This is a genomic window from Virgibacillus tibetensis (assembly GCF_036026595.1).
GTDB lineage: Bacteria > Bacillota > Bacilli > Bacillales > Amphibacillaceae > Virgibacillus_P > Virgibacillus_P tibetensis.
On the sequence record NZ_JARZFX010000009.1, the window covers coordinates 78,460 to 96,594 of the forward strand.

16 protein-coding genes and 2 riboswitches are annotated in these 18,135 nt (G+C 37.8%); all 16 genes read right to left on the reverse strand.

Annotation, left to right across the window (positions count from 1 at the left end; all coding sequences use genetic code 11):
• Positions 1-1,536: a sodium-dependent transporter gene (locus tag QGM71_RS15715; protein WP_327608513.1), complete on the reverse strand. Its 1,536-nt coding sequence runs from the start codon at positions 1,534-1,536 to the stop codon at positions 1-3.
• Positions 1,537-1,767: 231 nt separating this feature from the next.
• Positions 1,768-3,321, reverse strand: a complete 1,554-nt coding sequence (locus QGM71_RS15720; protein WP_327608514.1) for a Na+/H+ antiporter NhaC family protein — start codon at positions 3,319-3,321, stop codon at positions 1,768-1,770.
• Positions 3,322-3,487: 166 nt separating this feature from the next.
• A riboswitch (Lysine riboswitch) is annotated at positions 3,488-3,665 on the reverse strand.
• 51 nt (positions 3,666-3,716) lie between these two features.
• Positions 3,717-4,487, reverse strand: a complete 771-nt coding sequence (gene yunB, locus QGM71_RS15725) for a sporulation protein YunB (protein WP_327608515.1) — start codon at positions 4,485-4,487, stop codon at positions 3,717-3,719.
• Between the two features lie 61 nt (positions 4,488-4,548).
• Positions 4,549-5,634 (reverse strand): HD-GYP domain-containing protein, encoded by a 1,086-nt coding sequence (locus QGM71_RS15730; protein WP_327608516.1) that lies wholly within the window; start codon positions 5,632-5,634, stop codon positions 4,549-4,551.
• A gap of 321 nt (positions 5,635-5,955) precedes the next feature.
• On the reverse strand, positions 5,956-6,258 hold the full coding sequence (locus QGM71_RS15735) for a YunC family protein (RefSeq protein WP_327608517.1): 303 nt from the start codon (positions 6,256-6,258) through the stop codon (positions 5,956-5,958).
• Positions 6,259-6,346: 88 nt separating this feature from the next.
• Positions 6,347-7,747, reverse strand: coding sequence for a bifunctional metallophosphatase/5'-nucleotidase (locus tag QGM71_RS15740; RefSeq protein ID WP_327608518.1), 1,401 nt, complete (start codon positions 7,745-7,747; stop codon positions 6,347-6,349).
• 12 nt (positions 7,748-7,759) lie between these two features.
• On the reverse strand, positions 7,760-8,581 hold the full coding sequence (locus QGM71_RS15745) for a sulfite exporter TauE/SafE family protein (protein WP_327608519.1): 822 nt from the start codon (positions 8,579-8,581) through the stop codon (positions 7,760-7,762).
• Positions 8,582-9,164: 583 nt separating this feature from the next.
• Positions 9,165-10,562 (reverse strand): Fe-S cluster assembly protein SufB, encoded by a 1,398-nt coding sequence (gene sufB, locus QGM71_RS15750; RefSeq protein ID WP_327608520.1) that lies wholly within the window; start codon positions 10,560-10,562, stop codon positions 9,165-9,167.
• Positions 10,563-10,673: 111 nt separating this feature from the next.
• Positions 10,674-11,111 carry a Fe-S cluster assembly sulfur transfer protein SufU gene (gene sufU / locus QGM71_RS15755; protein ID WP_327608521.1) on the reverse strand — a complete coding sequence of 146 codons (438 nt, stop codon included), beginning with the start codon at positions 11,109-11,111 and terminating at the stop codon, positions 10,674-10,676.
• Positions 11,101-12,321 carry a cysteine desulfurase gene (locus QGM71_RS15760; RefSeq protein ID WP_327608522.1) on the reverse strand — a complete coding sequence of 407 codons (1,221 nt, stop codon included), beginning with the start codon at positions 12,319-12,321 and terminating at the stop codon, positions 11,101-11,103. The genes sufU and QGM71_RS15760 overlap by 11 nt, the downstream gene beginning before the upstream one ends.
• The gene (sufD, locus tag QGM71_RS15765; protein ID WP_327608523.1) at positions 12,321-13,628 is read right to left on the reverse strand and encodes a Fe-S cluster assembly protein SufD; all 1,308 of its coding nucleotides are present in this window, start codon (positions 13,626-13,628) and stop codon (positions 12,321-12,323) included. The genes QGM71_RS15760 and sufD overlap by 1 nt, the downstream gene beginning before the upstream one ends.
• A 17-nt stretch (positions 13,629-13,645) precedes the next feature.
• Complete coding sequence (gene sufC, locus QGM71_RS15770) at positions 13,646-14,431, reverse strand: Fe-S cluster assembly ATPase SufC (protein WP_327608524.1); 786 nt, start codon at positions 14,429-14,431, stop codon at positions 13,646-13,648.
• Between the two features lie 307 nt (positions 14,432-14,738).
• Entirely contained in the window at positions 14,739-14,909 is a 171-nt protein-coding gene (locus QGM71_RS15775) for a hypothetical protein (protein ID WP_327608525.1), read from the reverse strand.
• 212 nt (positions 14,910-15,121) lie between these two features.
• Entirely contained in the window at positions 15,122-15,946 is an 825-nt protein-coding gene (locus QGM71_RS15780) for a MetQ/NlpA family ABC transporter substrate-binding protein (RefSeq protein WP_327608526.1), read from the reverse strand.
• 47 nt (positions 15,947-15,993) lie between these two features.
• Complete coding sequence (locus QGM71_RS15785; RefSeq protein WP_327608527.1) at positions 15,994-16,662, reverse strand: methionine ABC transporter permease; 669 nt, start codon at positions 16,660-16,662, stop codon at positions 15,994-15,996.
• Positions 16,652-17,683, reverse strand: a complete 1,032-nt coding sequence (locus QGM71_RS15790) for a methionine ABC transporter ATP-binding protein (protein WP_327608528.1) — start codon at positions 17,681-17,683, stop codon at positions 16,652-16,654. The genes QGM71_RS15785 and QGM71_RS15790 overlap by 11 nt, the downstream gene beginning before the upstream one ends.
• Positions 17,684-17,810: 127 nt before the next feature.
• Positions 17,811-17,922: riboswitch (SAM riboswitch) on the reverse strand.
• Positions 17,923-18,135 lie beyond the last annotated feature (213 nt).

An 18,135-nucleotide genomic window follows, 5' to 3' on the forward strand; every position in this document is an offset into this window, starting at 1 on the left:
TTATTTTGCCTCCCTTGATTCGGAATCTTCTTTTTGTTCACTTGATGTATTCCATTTGCCGAGTGATAACAGGACACCAATAATTAGTGCTGCTGCTGCAACAGCCCATCCGCCGAACATAATGAATGTATTGGAATATCCTTCATAATTTCCTGTATCAGTAGCAAATTCCCTTAATAAGTTTTGCTTGAATAAGCCGAACATCATGTAACCTAAGACAACCGGTGTAATAATTCCTAAACTAATTGTCCACCATGATCCTAGTCTTATATCTGATACTTCATTTGCATGTGTCTGGAATTCCTTCAACTTGCGCAAGAACCATGCAATCAGAATTACCTCCACTAAACCAAGGAATGCAACACCGAATTGATTAATAAAGTAGTCTGCGGCATCCAGGAAGAATAAACCACCCTGTGTAGCAAACAGTAATGAAATTACTGCAGCAGTTCCGCCACCAAATAATACAGCTTTTGCTCTGGAAATCTTAAATTTATCAACCAAACCTGCAACATACGTTTCAGTAATTGACATTAATGATGTCAAACCTGCTAGAACTAATGATGCGAAGAATAAGAATCCGAATAGCCCATTAAGAGCTGGAAACTCATTAATTATCGCTGGGAATACTACGAATGCTAGCCCTACACCACCTGCTACTACTTCATCTACAGCAACACCAGATTGCGCAGCCATAAACCCAAGGATAGAGAATACACCAATACCAGCTAATAGTTCAAAGCTTGAGTTACCAAAACCAACAATGAAAGCATTATTCGTTATATCTGTTTTCTTCGGTAAATAACTTGAATACGTAATCATGATTGCAAATGCAATCGATAAACTGAAGAATATTTGCCCATAAGCAGCTATCCAAACATCTGGAGATAAGATCTTACTGAAATCTGGGGCAAAAAATGCTTCGAGACCTTGTAATGCTCCAGGTAATGTAAGTGCCCGAATAACAATAATAAGAAATATAACTAATAATGTCGGAATGAATATTCGGTTTGCAATTTCAATTCCTCTCTTAACACCTTTGACCAAAATCCCTAAAACAACTACCCATACGATAATTAATGGAATAAGTACGCCAGGAACCAAACTCCCTGTTTGACCAGGATCAACCGTTAAATTAAGATAATCATTAAACAAGAAGCCTTCGGTATCCGATCCCCAATTCAAATTGAATGAAAATAATGAATAGGACATTGCCCAGGCAATAATTACAGAGTAATAGGTCGAAATAACGAAGGCAACCAATACTGCCCACCAACCAATCCATTCTGTCTTCTTATGCATTCTCTTAAATGTTAATGGAGCAGAACCTCGGTACTTATGACCCATTGTGAACTCCATAATTAAGATTGGTATACCAGCTGTTAATAATGCGAATAAATATGGAACAAAGAAAGCTCCCCCACCATTTTCAAACGCAACTGCCGGAAACCGCCAAATGTTACCTAACCCGACTGCAGAGCCAACTGCCGCCATGATAAAACCTGCTCTTGTCCCCCATTGCGAACGAGTTTCCATAAATAGACCTCCTCTTTTTCTTATTTCCTATTACAATTAAAGGATGTCCAATTGTAATAGGGAATCTTTTTAATGTTTACTTTTTTCTGATATTTATGTTTGTATTATAACCATACTTTTTTACTATGTCAAAGGTTTTCTAATTTTCAACATTATTATTCTATTCAGTTATTATATCTCTAAAAAATACTCTGTCTCCAAAAGGTTGGAGGCAGAGTATTTCATTTTTCGCTATCTGTTACGCTTAGCCACTGCATAATTCAATATCAAACCAATTATAACGACAAGTAGTAAAGTTACTAATAATGGTAACACTACCTGGTTGGTTATCCCTACCAGTAAATAACCAGCACTTGCGGCTATTGCTGCCAATACAGCATATGGCAGCTGGGTGATAACATGGTCAATATGATTAGCGCCGGCACCGGTCGAGGACAGTATCGTTGTATCCGATATAGGTGTACAATGATCTCCAAATACCGCACCAGCCAAAACAGCTGCTAATGACGGAAGTAACATGCTTATATCAGTAACAACAGCAACTTCAGCTGCAATTGGCAGCATAATACCAAACGTTCCCCAGGACGTCCCGGTTGCTACTGCCATTATCCCTGCGATCAAGAAGAACAGAAGGGGTAAGAATGCAGTACTGATGGACGCATCCTCTACAAGCTGAGCTAAGTATTCACCAGTTTCCAATGTACCGATAACTGATCCGATCATCCATGCCAGCAGTAAGATATAAATAGCAGGGAGCATGGTTTTAAGACCTTCATAAAAAATTTTCCCTGCATTTGCTTTAGGTTTACTTTGCTGCAAGTGGAATACAAATGCAGTTAATACAGCAATTAATCCACCTAGAAAAAGAGAAAGATTTACATCTGTATTAGCAAAGGTTGTTAGGATTGATACTTGCCCTTCAGCAGCAGTTGCTCCTGTTACAATCATAGACAAAACTGTACCTGCAATCAATACACCAATAGGCACCAGTAAATGATATATCTTTCCACTTTTATGCGCAAGGAAAGCATCACTTAGATCGCCGGGAACTTTATCTTTATCCGGGCTGAGTAGTTGTCCAGTTTCTATTGCTCTATTTTCATGCTTGCGCATGGCTCCTATATCCAGTTTTAAATAGGCAACAAGGAAAACGAGTAAAAGAGCAGCAAATGCATACAAATTGAGCGGAATCATTTTTATAAATGCTTCCAGTGGTTGTATAGTAGTTACTTCATTAGCTGCAAATAAGCCACCTAATATACCAATTATATATGCACCCCAGCTTGATATAGGCGAAATAACCGTCACGGGAGCTGAAGTTGAATCGATAAAATAAGCAAGTTTAGCACGCGATATTTTGTGACGATCTGTCAATGGACGAGCAATTTGTCCCACTGCTAAGCTGTTAAAATAATCATCAATAAATATGATTAATCCAAGTACCGCAGTCATAACTTGTGCACCTGTACGAGTTTTAACACGTTTGATCATCCATTCGCCAAACGCTCTGCTTCCTCCTGATGCCTGTAGAAATGCTGTCATTATTCCTAATAACAAAAGAAAAGACAATAATAGAATGTTACCAGTGTTAAGTGATCCATCAGAAATAAATATTTCATAAAAAATTAGCCAGATTTCTTTCAAGGAATTAATAATTGCGAAATCGTGAATGAATAGTACCCCAATAACAATACCTGCACCTAGTGATAATAAAACCTTTCTAGTTAAGAGTACAAGTATTAGCATAAGTAGTGCGGGGAATAGTGAAAATAATGTGCCTTCCATGATGTACCTCCTGATTTAAATAGATTATGCAAAGAGAAAGGCCATTGACATTGAAATGCTGGTGTACGGGTATACGTAATTAGCTTCATAGTTCTAAAAAAAAGCATAAAAAAACAACGATAGAAAATAACCTACCATTGTTTTACAATATACGTTATCCTCCATTTCGATCAGTAGTTCTCCATGCACATCGTGTTTGCATGACAGTATGCCTCTTATCCATAAGCATACCAGCGCTAATACGTTTGACCCGCATTATGCTTCGGCAAACAACCCTTTCACCAACAATCACAGGTGTCATTCTCCTGTTGACTACTACTGTTGTTTGCTCCTCTACCTCACCGATCTGATAAGGTTTGTCATTATTTAATTATACCTCGTATTATATCAAGTAGTTAGTCATTATTCAAGTCTTCTCTCGGAATGGAAATTGATGGTCCGTCTCCACCAGGACTATAGAAATCAGGCACTTCTCCCATAATAATTCCGGAGTCGATAAACACTTTTGTACTTATTTCTGCAGTAGAGGTCGTAAATGGGACAACAATTTGGACATTTACTGTAACTGGTATAAAAATTTCAAATAATACAGCGTTAACACCAAACTCCTGTATCTCATGCCTAATATCTGACTGAATGCTTCCAACGATTTCAAAATGAACTGGTATTTTGGGTCCTAAATTTGCCAAAATAGTACTGCCGGTAGCTTGCCCTATTGGTATTTCGACAACAGTAGGATCTTTATCTGCTAATTCATCAGCTGTATCGCCATACTCAATAGGATCCAGATCAGGGTCATCCATATCCAGCGTCTCTCCTTTATTCATTCCATAGAGGAAATACTCAGCACGTTCTGTTGCTATGCGCAATGCACTATTTACAGCCGATGAATTCCAGCTCAATCGCGCAACATTGCCATTGTTATCAACGCTGACATCTACAAGCTCATCAAAACTCATGCTTTCTGTAGATTTTACGGCAGCATTAATCGTTCTCGTTGCAAACTCGATCGTCTTCTCTTCTGCTATCGCCATGAGAGGTGGCTTAATTCCCCGGTCTACAATCCATATGCTCATAATTACCATTACTATAAATAACACACTCGTTATCATTAGAATTAATGAAGTTGGAGGATTCGACTTTGGTTTAAATCTTTTTCTAAACATTATTAAAAACCTCCTTAAAACAACGTATGCTTGTTTTAAGGAGGTTAGAATTCTAAATTCACTACGCTGTGAAGCACGCGGTGACAGTAACATTTAAGACGGTGCTTAAGTCTGCTTCATAAGGAGCTTCGATACGACATCCTTTTTCTTTCAGTATACGTATTACTGGCCGATCACAAAGAGCCTGATTCTGTCTCAATACTACACCTTCCCGGCCATCACTGAGCTCAACAGTTAAACCAACGGGATATACAGCTATACTTCTTTTAAAAGCTTCAATCATATCTTTATCAAATAAACGGACTGCACCTGCATATAGGACTTCCATTCCTTCATGGGGAAGCATAGCATCCCTGTATACCCGATTACTTGTAACGGCGTCGAACACATCGGCAATACCTATTAATTTAGCATAAATATGAATATCTTCACCTTTAAGCCCCCGTGGGTAACCTGACCCATCCAACCTCTCATGATGCTGGTATGCGCAATGAGAAATAACGGTTGGGATGTCCAAGTGCTTACGTAAGAAATCGTATCCTATTTGGGTGTGGCCCTTAATAATTTCGTATTCCTCATCTGTTAAATTATCAGGTTTTTGCAGAATTTCAGGGTCAATAAAAATCTTGCCGATATCGTGAAGCATGGCACCTAATCCAACTTCCGTTAATTCCTTTGTTGATAAATTCAATTCAACACCTATTGCCAGGGCGTATATAGTTACGTTTAATGAATGCTGAAATACGTAATTATCGTTTATAAATATATCCGTTAGCAATGATATTGACTTTTCGCTGTCTTGTATTTCTTCCATGATCCTTCGTACTACATCTGTAAGCCTCTTTTCCTTTTTATTTAAAATGTAAGACCTGCTATCTAACCCACCATTTTTAATTTCTATAAAAGTTTCTTTAATTGTCTCTGTGGCTTCCATTCTTAATTTATCCGGGATAACTGATTCAGCATGAATATCTGTTGTAGATTTATCTTCTATGTAAATATAAGTAATACCTTGATTTAATAGCCTGCCTAAAGTTCTCTCTGTCAGACTCATTCCCTTTTTGATTAACACAACACCATTTTCATTATATATTGTTTGTGCAAGAATCGTTCCAGCTTCTATTGAATTCGTACTCACTAGTCTCATGGTTTTCTCCTAACTACAACAAAATGCGACTTTGTTCGACATATACCTCAATTAAAATACTACCAAATCTTCCTATAAAAAGCTATTTAATAAGCAGAAAAAATCAGACACTCATTTTTTAATAAACGCTCATGCCTTATAAAAAGTCCAGTTCGTATGTTTAAAGATTCCCATTTTTTGTATGTGATGTATCTTCTAATATAGTTCCAAGTCCTTTACCATGGTATTCGAGTGCCTATTCTGCAACTCACATTTTAGGTTACAATGTATATATTTTATTTACCATTTAAAAAATGCCTTCCTTATGGGAAGACATTTTGTTTACGCTATTTTAAGTAATGCATCTTTTCCTATCATGCCTTCTTGCCAGCCATATGCTCTGGACGCCTCCGTGATTTTTTCGAGTGGCGCATTTAATAAGTCATCTATTGTACGGACTCCAACAGCTCTTCCAGCAATTACTTTACGATCTGCTAGTTTTTCATTTAAAACATCTACATCTAATGCAGCACACATAATATAACCTACTTCGTTTGAGATCATTAATAAATTCGTTTTGGGAAGTTCTACACGAATAGCTGTAAAATACAAACCATCTACTTCTAAAGGATTTACCGTTATCATTTCTCGTATTTGCCTCCTTCATGCTGTACATTATATATGTATGCTAGAAGAAGGCTTAGTGTCACAACCTCATATGTTGAAGGATTGCTTAATCACCAGCGAAATTAGTGCGTAATGTTTCTGCTAAAAGATCCCGAAGAAATTCAGGTAAGAAATAACGTTTTACTTCAGACTTGGCTATCTCCGGCAGTAATCTGCCAAACGTGAATGTATCAGCTGTGGCAAGTGTGTACGTGCGCTCAACTTGTATTGGTGATCCATGCAATGTTACCTCCTGCACAAATTCTTCTCCACTATCGTGAAAGCTGGTTTTCACTTCCATACCTGAAAATATCATTCTCCCAAGTACTTCACCCCGAAAGCCAAACCCTTTTAACTTAAGTTCCATGAATTCTTTCGTAAAAGATGCTCTGACCACTTCAAGCAATTCATCTCCCTTTAGTTCTACCACACAGGGATTTATCGGATGAGGACATATCCGGTGTATATCTTTTAAGGTGACTTCCCCAGCTGGTAAATGGTCGAGTAAAAGACCTGAATTCAACATCGCAATATCGGATTTCGTCCACTTTTTCAAGGTATTGGTGAGTTGTTGCATAACCTCCGTCTGTTTGAACCACCTCACCTCAATTGGATTATTAATAACAACAACTCTTTTAGCAAGCAGCTGATCAGCTTTTTCCTGCATTTCATTTAATGTCTGTTCAGTATGCAAATCTTTTGCTAAGTGCGTAATCTCTTTAGTATAAGCTTCTTTTTTCACAAGTTTATTTAATATATGATCCCAAGTCAAAATAACTTCGCCAACAAAAGCGCAATGTTTGCCAGCAGCAGTGATAAGTGTATTATTTATATATTCTCCAGTACGTAATAAGTGATGTGTATGCCCACCAATGATCACATCGATTGCTCCAAACCTTCTTGCTATTTCCTGATCTTCATTAATTCCAAGGTGAGATAGTAATATAATGATGTCCGTGGACTGCTGTAACTGCTCTACATATTTATCGAGCGCTTCATATTGTGGTGATATATGCCAGTCTAGCAGCTCATAAAACGCATTGAATGGCGCAGTCAGCCCAATTATACCTATCTTAACTCCTTTAACTGATTGAATGGTCACAGTGGGTTTTAGCCAGTCAGGTTCCTTATTATCCAAGCTATGCAAATTTGCACAAACAACTTGAAAATCAGCTTCATCGTATAAATGAAATAAGTCATCATGAGCTAGTGTAATCCCCTCATTATTTCCAATTGTAGCCAAATCATAACCAGCATGATTCATTAACTGGACATTTGCTTTGCCCATAAATGCTTCTGCAATTGGATGAACCCGGTCTATATGATCTCCAATATCAACGATCCAACAGGACTCATGTGCAGCTGATTTTTGTGCTTTTACATCCTTTAAAAACCCCACAACTTTCGACCATTGTTCAAAATTACTATGTAAATCATTTGTATAAAATAAATTAATTTTTTCCTCCATCAACATTACTCCTTAAGATAACCCTTGTATAATCATTCGCATTCCAATAAAAACAAGCATAATGCGTAAAATCCATTCCAATGTTTTCCCTGTCAGCCGTTGATTAACCATGGCACCCAATTTCCCACCAAACCATGCTCCTGGTATAAAAAAGAAAACATACTCCCAGGCGATATGCCCTAATGCAATATGTGTACTGGCACCAATTATACTAACAAATAGTATCATGAACATTGAAGTTGCTGTAGCAATATGTGCCGGGAAACCGAATAATAATATCATCGCTGGAACCATAATAGAACCACCACCGATACCAAAAAGACCTGACAAAGTGCCAACAAATAAAGATAGTAAGAATGCCAGCCAAATAGAAACGGTGTAATGATAGGTTTTACCATCAACGTGAAAAGACCGCATTCTTTTGTTTATCCCACCCATTATTTCTATAGAAGGTGGCTTACGTTTTATAAAGAATAGCATGGAGATTACTATCGTCACCATCCCAAAGTAAAGTAAAAAGTCATCCGCATTTATAAATTGGTTTAACCATGAGCCAAACATGCTGCCAGGGATGCTTCCTGATAAAAACAATAAGCCAGTTTTATAATCCACTCGACCCGTTTTATAATATGCAATTGTAGATGACAATGCAGTAAAAATCATTACAACTAAAGATATTCCTACAATTGTTTGTGGGGTTGCCCAGGCAAATGCTTCTGAAAACTGATATAAAAATAATAGGATAGGTACTAGAATTATCCCACCACCTAAACCCATTAGAGCTCCAATAAAAGCTGTAAACAGCCCAATTAATATACAAATTATAAAAACCAATTTTACCCCACCATCTTTTTCTGATCTATACTTATATTATCATTGATTAAAGCCAATTCCCATTCTTGAACTTTAAAGGCCAAAGTGTGGGGGGCTATGGCCAACTATTGAATCTTAACTCGTTGTTTCTATAAAGTGCGACGTAGTGGAAAGTTCCCATTCGTGACTCTTTTTCTCTTTCTTAAGATGGTTGAGTGCTTGGATTCGCTTCGGCAGAATACTTCGCTTTCCATGGGCACGGTCTCAGCCTCCTCAGAAGCAAAGAGCGCGTATCCGGGGTCTTCAGACACGTGCTGTTCCCATAGGATAAGGAATGCTTCAGCGAAAATCAAAAATATTTATAGAGCAATAGGTAATTTTTCATAACATTGCACAATGACCAGCGAAGACGATAAGACCCCACAGGAGCGAGGGTACTACCTGAGTAATCTTCTTTGTTCCCTTGCGCCGAGGAAGCATGTTTCCGGAGCGGTTAGCTATTCCAGTAACAAGTTACTTCGCGGTTTATATCAATAGCAACAACAAGCTATGTGCCAAGTTACATAATAAAAAGCCCGCCGAAGCGGGCTTTTTCAAATTGTATTTAACCTATTGAACCTTCCATCTCAAACTTGATCAGCCGGTTCATTTCTACAGCATATTCCATTGGAAGCTCTTTTGTAAATGGCTCAATAAAGCCCATTACAATCATTTCAGTAGCTTCTTCTTCACTCAATCCTCTACTCATCAAGTAAAATAATTGTTCTTCAGAAACTTTTGAAACTTTCGCTTCATGTTCTAATGAAATATTGTCATTGTAAATTTCATTATAAGGAATTGTATCAGATGTTGATTCGTTATCCATAATCAACGTGTCACACTCAATGTTTGAACGGGCGCCAGAAGCTTTACGTCCAAAATGAACGATACCGCGATAGGATACTTTACCACCATGCTTGGAGATTGACTTCGAAACAATGGAGGATGACGTATTTGGTGCTAAGTGATGCATTTTAGCTCCAGCGTCTTGATGCTGGCCTTTACCTGCAATAGCAATTGATAAGGTCATACCACGTGCCCCTTCACCTTTAAGAAGTACTGCAGGGTATTTCATTGTCAATTTAGAACCAATATTACCGTCAATCCATTCCATTGTTGCATTGGCGTCACATGTTGCACGTTTCGTAACCAGGTTATAAACATTATTTGCCCAGTTTTGAATGGTTGTGTAACGGCAATATGCGTCTTTTTTAACAAAGATTTCAACAACTGCACTGTGTAGGGAATTTGTAGTATAAACTGGTGCTGTACAACCTTCTACATAGTGAACAGATGCGCCTTCATCAACAATGATTAACGTTCTTTCAAATTGCCCCATATTCTCTGAGTTAATACGGAAATATGCTTGTAATGGTGCTGTCGTTTGAACACCTTTAGGAACATAAATGAATGATCCCCCAGACCATACAGCTGAATTTAATGCAGAGAACTTATTATCCGTATATGGAATCACTTTTCCGAAATACTCTTTAAAAAGATCTTCATTTTCTCTAAGTGCTGTATCTGTATCTTTAAATATGATACCTAAGTCTGCGAGATCTTTTTCCAAGCTGTGATACACAACTTCAGACTCGTACTGTGCAGATACACCAGCTAAATATTTTTGTTCTGCTTCCGGGATACCTAATCTATCAAAAGTATGTTTAATTTCCTCAGGTACTTCATCCCAAGTTGTGCCTTGTCTTTCAGATGGTTTAACATAATAAACAATCTCATCGAAATTTAATTCTGAAAGGTCTCCACCCCATTGTGGCATAGGCGTTTTATAGAAATACTCCAACGCTTTCAAGCGATAATCAAGCATCCACTGAGGCTCTTCTTTCATACTGGAAATTTCTTCAACGATTTCTCGTGTTAACCCTTTTCCGGATCTAAAAACCGAAACATCTTTATCATGAAAGCCATATTTATATTCTTCCATTTCAGGCATTTGTTTTGCCATTAATAAAACCTCCTTCAGGTGTTGGTCCAAATGTTCCTTGGCACGGCCAGCTACAGCGCTTAAACGCAGTCCATCCACCGCTAAACAGGCGCTTATATTTTTGAATACAACCTACTGTTCCTCGTTAACACCTTTTTCCATCGCTTTCCATGCAAGTGTCGCACATTTAATTCGTGCGGGGAATTTTGATACTCCTTGCAAGGCTTCGATATCCTCTAAATCTAAGTCAGCTGTATCTATATCTTCACCAAGCATCATTTGGGAAAATAACTTTGACATTTTTAAAGCATCGTCAATATTCTTCCCTTTGATTGCCTGTGTCATCATGGATGCAGAAGACATGCTGATCGAACAACCTTCCCCATCGAATTTGGCATCTTTTACAACGCCTTCTTCTACTTGTAATTGAAGCTGAATTCGATCACCACACGTCGGGTTATTCATATCAACGGTTAATACATCGCCTTCCATTACGCCCTTGTTGCGTGGGTTTTTATAATGATCCATTATTACCTGTCTGTATAGCGTATCGAGGTTATTAAAAGACATCACCAAAATACTCCTTCGTTTTCAAAAGTCCATTGACCAAACGATCAACATCTTCTTCTGTGTTGTATAAATAAAAGCTTGCCCTTGCTGTTGCTGTAACTTCCAGCCACCTCATCAACGGCTGTGCACAGTGATGACCTGCTCTAACAGCAATACCTTCAGCATCTAATGCTGTTGCTGTATCATGCGGATGGACATCGTCCAAATTAAACGTAACTAGTGCTGCACGTTCTTCTGGTCCAAATATAGTTATACCATCTATTGTACGCATCTGTTTCATTGCATAGTCAGCTAATTTCTTTTCATGTTCTGTTATGGCATCCATTCCAATATCATTCAGGAAGTCAATTGCAGCCCCTAAACCAATGGCACCGGCTATTATAGGCGTCCCACCTTCAAATTTCCATGGGAGTTCTTTCCAGGTTGAATCGTGTAAGTGTACGAAATCAATCATTTCTCCCCCGAATTCAAAGGGCTCCATCTCTTCTAATATTGCTCTTTTGCCATACAATACCCCAATACCGGTTGGAGCACACATCTTATGACCTGAAAAAGCATAGAAATCACAATCTAATTCATTCACATCGATCTTTAAATGCGGTGCTCCCTGTGCTCCATCTACCAGCAATACTGCTCCATTTTCATGGGCGATTTTCGCAATTTCCTTAATAGGATTAACAGTTCCCAAAACATTTGATACATGTGTAATACCAACGATTTTTGTATTCGTTGTAATTGTTTCCCGCGCATCACTCAGTGAGATCGTTCCATCACTCTGTAAAGGAATATATTTTAAAGTAGCACCTGTAGCTTTTGCTGCTTGCTGCCATGGAATAATATTACTATGATGCTCCATGGGAGTAATCACAATTTCATCTCCAGGCTGCAAATTGGCACGTGCATAACTATTAGCAACAGTATTAATTGCTGTAGTGGTACCACGAGTGAAAATAACCTCAGCAGTGCTAGCTGCATTAATGAATCGGCGTACTTTTTCCCTGGCACCCTCATACTTCTCTGTTGCCCTTGTACCAAGAGTATGCACACCCCGGTGTACATTTGAATTATCATAACGGTAGTACGTATCAACAGCTTCAATCACAGATTGAGGCTTTTGTGAAGTAGCAGATGAATCTAAATACACCAATGGATGTCCGTTCACTTCCTGATGTAAGATAGGAAACTGTTCCCGTATAGCTTTTACATCCATTAGTAAACTTTCCTTTCAATTACCTGAGTTAGCTGCTCTCTGACAGAAGCAATCGGTAATTGATTTACTACTGGTGCTAGGAATCCATGAATGACTAGACGTTCTGCTTCTTGCTGTGTAATACCACGGCTCATTAAATAATATAATTGAAGTGGATCAACACGGCCAACTGAAGCAGCATGTCCTGCAGTTACGTCATCCTCATCTATTAAAAGAATTGGATTAGCATCTCCGCGCGCTTTCTCACTAAGCATTAATACGCGGGACTCCTGCACAGCATTTGATTTAGAAGCACCATGCTCTATTTTGCCTATTCCGTTAAAGATAGCTGACGCCTGATCCTTCATAACTCCATGCTGTAAAATGTACCCTTCTGAGTTTTTTCCAAAGTGTACAATTTTTGCGGTGAAGTTCTGAGTTTGTTTTCCGCGTCCAACTGAAACAGTTTTAGCGTGAGACAACGAATTATCGCCAACTAAATGTGTAATATTTTCCGATACTGTATTCCCATCATTCATTTGACCTAAAGCCCAATCTATGGTCGCATCGCGGTATGCAACACCACGACGATTATTATATGAAGTTGTGCCTGCAGCAAAGTTATCTACTGCACCGAAAGAAATCTTAGCATTATCGTGTGCAATTACTTCTGTAACTACATTTGCCACTGTTTCCTGGGATTCATTATGTGAAATGTAGTTTTCCACATACGTTAATGAACTGTTTTCCTCAGCGACAACCAGAACGTGGTTAAACAAGGCCACCTCTGGATCTTCCTGCCAAAAGATTGCTTGCAACGGTACTTCCACTTGAACATTTTTAGGAACATATACAAAGATACCGCCATTCATTAAAGCTGTATGAAGCGCTGTTAAGCGGTGTTCATCAACAGAAACCGCATCTGTCATATAGTATTTTTTTACTAAATCTCCATGTTCATTAAGTGCAGTAAAGATGTCAGTAAAAATAATACCTTTTTCTTTTAATTCACTACTCAATGCTGCATAGGCAATCGTATGGTTACGTTGAATCAATACATTTTCAGGTGCGTTCTCCTGGTCAAGAAAACCCTGGATTTCAGTAGGCAATTCATTTAGTGATGAAATCGTATCACCTTGTGCTGTATGTTTAAAACGGCTGAAGTTCCATTTACCTATTTTTGTTTTATCAGGTTTAGGTAAATCAAGTGTCTCAGCTTGTTCTAAAGCTTGAAGGCGTAAGACCTGCATCCATTCTGGTTCATTTCTATCTTTCGAGAACTTATTTATATAATCTTTATCGTATGGTAGCTTTGTTTCAACAGTCATGTTACCCCTCCTAACTACTAAGCTTTTTGCCCCACAGTTACGTCTTCAATACCTAATTCTTCTTTAATCCACTCATATCCTTGAGCTTCGAGTTTCTGAGCAAGTTCTGGTCCGCCAGATTTCACAATACGCCCTTGCATAATAACGTGAACATGATCTGGTGTAATGTAATTTAATAATCGCTGATAGTGAGTAATGATTAAGCAACCAAAGTTCTCATCACGCAGCTTATTTATTCCTTTAGATACTACTTTTAATGCGTCAATGTCCAATCCTGAATCAATTTCGTCTAAAATAGCTATTTCAGGTTTAAGAAGCATTAACTGCAGAATTTCATTACGTTTCTTCTCTCCACCTGAGAATCCTTCATTTAAGTAACGCTGTGCCATATTTTTATCGATTTCCAAGTAATCCAAAACACTATCCATTTCCTTAATGAATTTCATTAAAGAAATTTCGTCGCCTTCTTCACGACGGGCATTGATTGATGAACGCAAGAAGTCAGAAGTTGTCACACCACTAATCTCACTAGGATATTGCATACCAAGAAACAGACCTGCACGCGCACGCTCATCAACTTCCATATCAAGCACGTCGTTACCGTCAAGGGCTACACTGCCCTCAGTAATCTCATACTTAGGATGCCCCATGATTGCGGATGCCAAAGTAGATTTACCTGTCCCGTTTGGCCCCATTACTGCATGGAATTCGCCACCTTTTATTGTAAGGTTTATACCTTTTAATATCTCCTTGCCCTCAATTGATACATGAAGATTCTTAATTTCTAAAGTTGATCCTGCCATATCGATACCTCCAGATACTATTATTATTCTTATTCTTCAAATGGAAATCTTACATCCATTCTCAATTTATTCTCATTACAATCTTAAATCATTTCGAATGTATTATCAACTCTTTTAGACTAAGAACCAATTGCCAGTGAAACTATTGACAAATATATAACCGGAACCGAGTTTCTTCTATAAATATATAGTTTGATCTCACTCGTGGATAAAAGTTTTTTTATAGTTCTTATTTATCGAAAGAGGCAGTCATTTCCAACTAAAAAATACTGATGCTCTTAAAGCCTAAGCATCAGTACCATATCTATTAATTATGAATATAACTGTTTAATTCAGCGGTTAAATGTTTACACTTTTCATAGTCCTTTTGGCGTCTTTGTTCGACCGCAATGCGATTTTCCAACTTTCTCTCATACTCGGCAAAACCCATCTTATGCGATTGCTGCATTGCTCTTTCCATCTCTGGTGTGTAATTCATTTTTATACCACTATTAATAGTGAATCATCCTTTCGATTTGTTTACAATAACAAGGTTATCACAAAGACAATTCCCGTTACAAAGCGGGTATAAACTTCTAATTAAGGATTTTGCAGGGTATGAAATGATTACAATACAATTGCTGCACCAACTCATAAACATTTAACAAATAGCTCGCATATACTATAAAATGCTCTTCATTTGTAAATAATTTAGTTAGTTCCTCCAACTGGAATTACTGCACCTTCGTATGTTTCTAAAATATAGTTTTGAATCTGCTCTGACTGAAGTACCTCGACAAGTTTATTCAATGCTTCATTTTCCTTATCTTCTGAGCGGACTGCAATTACGTTTACATATGGTGATTCTTCTCCCTCTATTATAAGAGCATCTTCAAGAGGATTTAAATCTGCACCGATTGCATAGTTTGTATTAATTACTACTAGTACGTCATCTTCTGTTCCATATATCTCTGGAAGAAGAGCTGGGTCATAATCTGGTGAGAATGTTAAGTTCTTTGGATTTTCTACAATATCATCTAAAGTAGCAGCAGAATTCTCTACATTCTCATCCAGACTAATTAATCCTTCCTTCTCAAACAATGCCAGCACTCTACCATGGTCTGATACTGAATTACTTAGAATTACTTCCGTCCCCTCCTCAATATCATCAATACTGGATAACGATTGTGAATAAACACCAATAGGCTCAATATGAATTCCATCTATATAATCAAGCTCATATCCTGTATCATCTATTGTCTGCTCTAAATAAGGAATATGTTGAAAATAATTAGCATCCAGTTCACCACTTGCAAGGTCATCATTAGGAAGTACATAGTCTTCGTAAGGCTCAATCTCAAGTGTAATTCCTTCATCTTCTAAAAGCGGTTTTGCCTCTTCTAAAACTTCTGCATGCGGAACACTTGATGCGCCCACGGTAATTACATTCTCGTTTGTAGAAGAAGAACTACCCCCACCACAAGCTGCTAATAGTAAAACCAATATTGCCGATACTAAAACTAAGATCTTTTTCATGTTGTAATCTCCTTTAAATTTTTATTGATGATACTGGGTTTTCGAATTTATCTTTTGTCCAATTTACTGGAAATATAATCTCCCAGAAATTGAAAAATAAATACAATGATAACTATTATAATTGAACAAATTAAAACAATTTCAAAATCACGCCGCTGAAAGCCAGAATAGTAAGCGTAGCTCCCTAAACCTCCTGCGCCGATCGCGCCGGCCATAGCAGTATAGCCTATTAAGGCAATTGCTGTAACAGTCAGGCCTGAGATAAGAGCTGGCATAGACTCTGGCAGCAGTACACGGAAAATAATAGTTCGTGTTTTTGCTCCCATAGATTTAGCTGCTTCAACAACTCCTTTATCAACTTCCCTCAATGCAATTTCGACAAGTCTTCCATAGAATGGAGCTGCACCGATAATTAAAGCCGGTAAGGCAGCATTAGGGCCACGGATCGTACCAATCAGGAAATTGGTAAAAGGGAATAGTAATAAAATAAGAATAATGAAAGGAATAGCGCGAAATACATTAACAATGGAAGCTACGATAATATTGATGAATTTATTCTGCCAGATTCCTCCTTTCATTGTCAGAAATAGTAATAACCCCAGTAAGATTCCGAAAATAAATGTACCTGCTAAAGCAATTACAGTCATATATAATGTTTCATAGGTCGCTTCCCAAAGTTTATCGATATTCACTTCTTTTAATAAGTCAGTCAGCATCCCGGATAACCTCCAATTCTACTGAGGTTTCGTCTCTTATAAAGTAAGTTGCTGCATTAACTTCATCAGCTTCTCCCAAAAGTTGAACAAATAAATTCCCATAAGCCCCCCGTTGTGTTTGGGTTATTTTTCCTTGAAGGATATTAATATCTATAGTAAATTTTTTTGCTACCATACTAATCAAAGCTTGATTTGTAGTTTCACCAACAAAATGAAGTCGAACAATTTTCCCTTGATTGTACGTATTAATTAGATGAGTAACACTATCATCTTCTTCATTTGACCCCATTACTTGTTCAACAAATTTCTTTGTTACAGTTTGCTTTGGATGCAAGAATACATCCAAAACATCCCCCTGTTCCACAATTTTCCCTTCTTCCATTACAGCAACCTGATTACAAATTTTACGAATAACATGCATCTCATGTGTAATGAGTATAATTGTTAGTCCGAGCTTTTCATTAATACTGACCAATAAATCTAAAATGGAATTTGTTGTTTCAGGATCCAGTGCAGACGTCGCCTCATCACAAAGCAGTACTTTCGGGTTGTTAGCCAGCGCCCGGGCAATACCAACCCGTTGCTTTTGACCGCCACTAAGTTGTGATGGATAAGCATTCTCTCGTTCAGTAAGGCCTACTAAGTCTATCAGTTCTTTAACCCGTTTTTCACGTTCAGCCTTAGGTACTCCAGCTATTTCTAATGGAAATATAATATTATCTTTTACTGTTCGGGACCATAGTAAGTTAAAATGTTGAAAGATCATTCCAATTTCCTGTCTTGCCAATCGTAGCTGGTTTGCCTTTAACTTAGTAATTTCCTGATTATCAATGGTTATCCGGCCACCTGATGGCTCTTCAAGTCTATTTAACAAACGAATAAAAGTACTTTTTCCTGCACCACTATATCCGATTACTCCGAATATCTCACCTTCTTTTATGTCAAGGGTCAGTTGATCAACAGCTGTAATTGTTTTATTGTCAGTTCTAAATTGTTTACTCAAACCCTCAATTGAAATCAATCCTATACCTCCTAGTGAAAACCTAATTGCACTATATACTACATTATTGTGCCCCAATTAAAAACCAAAAAACGTCTTTCTGTAAGAGAACAGAAAGACGTTAATAATTTAACTGGGTCTTCACGTTCCCTCATCTATCAAAGCATACGCTTTGCAGGAATTAGCACCTTTCAAACTATAGAAGTTTGAAGGTTGCCGCGGGTTCGTAGGGCCAGTCCCTCCACCGCTCAAGATAAGAGATATTATTTAATTTATGTTCGATAGATACGATCATAGCATGCTATATTTCAACTGTCAACGAAAAAATTTATAGTTTAATCCAGGCTCTTTTCGTAATGACTGCTGCTTTTAATTGTCATAGTTGATATAAAAGACGAAGTAATGAAAATTTGAATTCATGACACATTTTCTCTTTCTAATGATGTTGAGCGCTTCATTTCGCTCCGGCAGAA

Bases quoted from the DNA above. Each gene is read 5' to 3' on its own strand.
- QGM71_RS15735 (WP_327608517.1), bottom strand. From the start codon at position 6,258: ATGATAACGGTAAATCCTTTAGAAGTAGATGGTTTGTATTTTACAGCT.
- sufD (WP_327608523.1), bottom strand. From the start codon at position 13,628: ATGACTGTTGAAACAAAGCTACCATACGATAAAGATTATATAAATAAG.
- sufC (WP_327608524.1), bottom strand. From the start codon at position 14,431: ATGGCAGGATCAACTTTAGAAATTAAGAATCTTCATGTATCAATTGAG.
- QGM71_RS15715 (WP_327608513.1), bottom strand. From the start codon at position 1,536: ATGGAAACTCGTTCGCAATGGGGGACAAGAGCAGGTTTTATCATGGCG.
- QGM71_RS15730 (WP_327608516.1), bottom strand. From the start codon at position 5,634: ATGAGACTAGTGAGTACGAATTCAATAGAAGCTGGAACGATTCTTGCA.
- QGM71_RS15775 (WP_327608525.1), bottom strand. From the start codon at position 14,909: ATGAATTACACACCAGAGATGGAAAGAGCAATGCAGCAATCGCATAAG.
- sufB (WP_327608520.1), bottom strand. From the start codon at position 10,562: ATGGCAAAACAAATGCCTGAAATGGAAGAATATAAATATGGCTTTCAT.
- sufU (WP_327608521.1), bottom strand. From the start codon at position 11,111: ATGTCTTTTAATAACCTCGATACGCTATACAGACAGGTAATAATGGAT.
- yunB (WP_327608515.1), bottom strand. From the start codon at position 4,487: ATGTTTAGAAAAAGATTTAAACCAAAGTCGAATCCTCCAACTTCATTA.
- QGM71_RS15785 (WP_327608527.1), bottom strand. From the start codon at position 16,662: ATGCTGACTGACTTATTAAAAGAAGTGAATATCGATAAACTTTGGGAA.
- QGM71_RS15740 (WP_327608518.1), bottom strand. From the start codon at position 7,747: ATGGAGGAAAAAATTAATTTATTTTATACAAATGATTTACATAGTAAT.
- QGM71_RS15760 (WP_327608522.1), bottom strand. From the start codon at position 12,321: ATGGATGTAAAAGCTATACGGGAACAGTTTCCTATCTTACATCAGGAA.
- QGM71_RS15780 (WP_327608526.1), bottom strand. From the start codon at position 15,946: ATGAAAAAGATCTTAGTTTTAGTATCGGCAATATTGGTTTTACTATTA.
- QGM71_RS15720 (WP_327608514.1), bottom strand. From the start codon at position 3,321: ATGGAAGGCACATTATTTTCACTATTCCCCGCACTACTTATGCTAATA.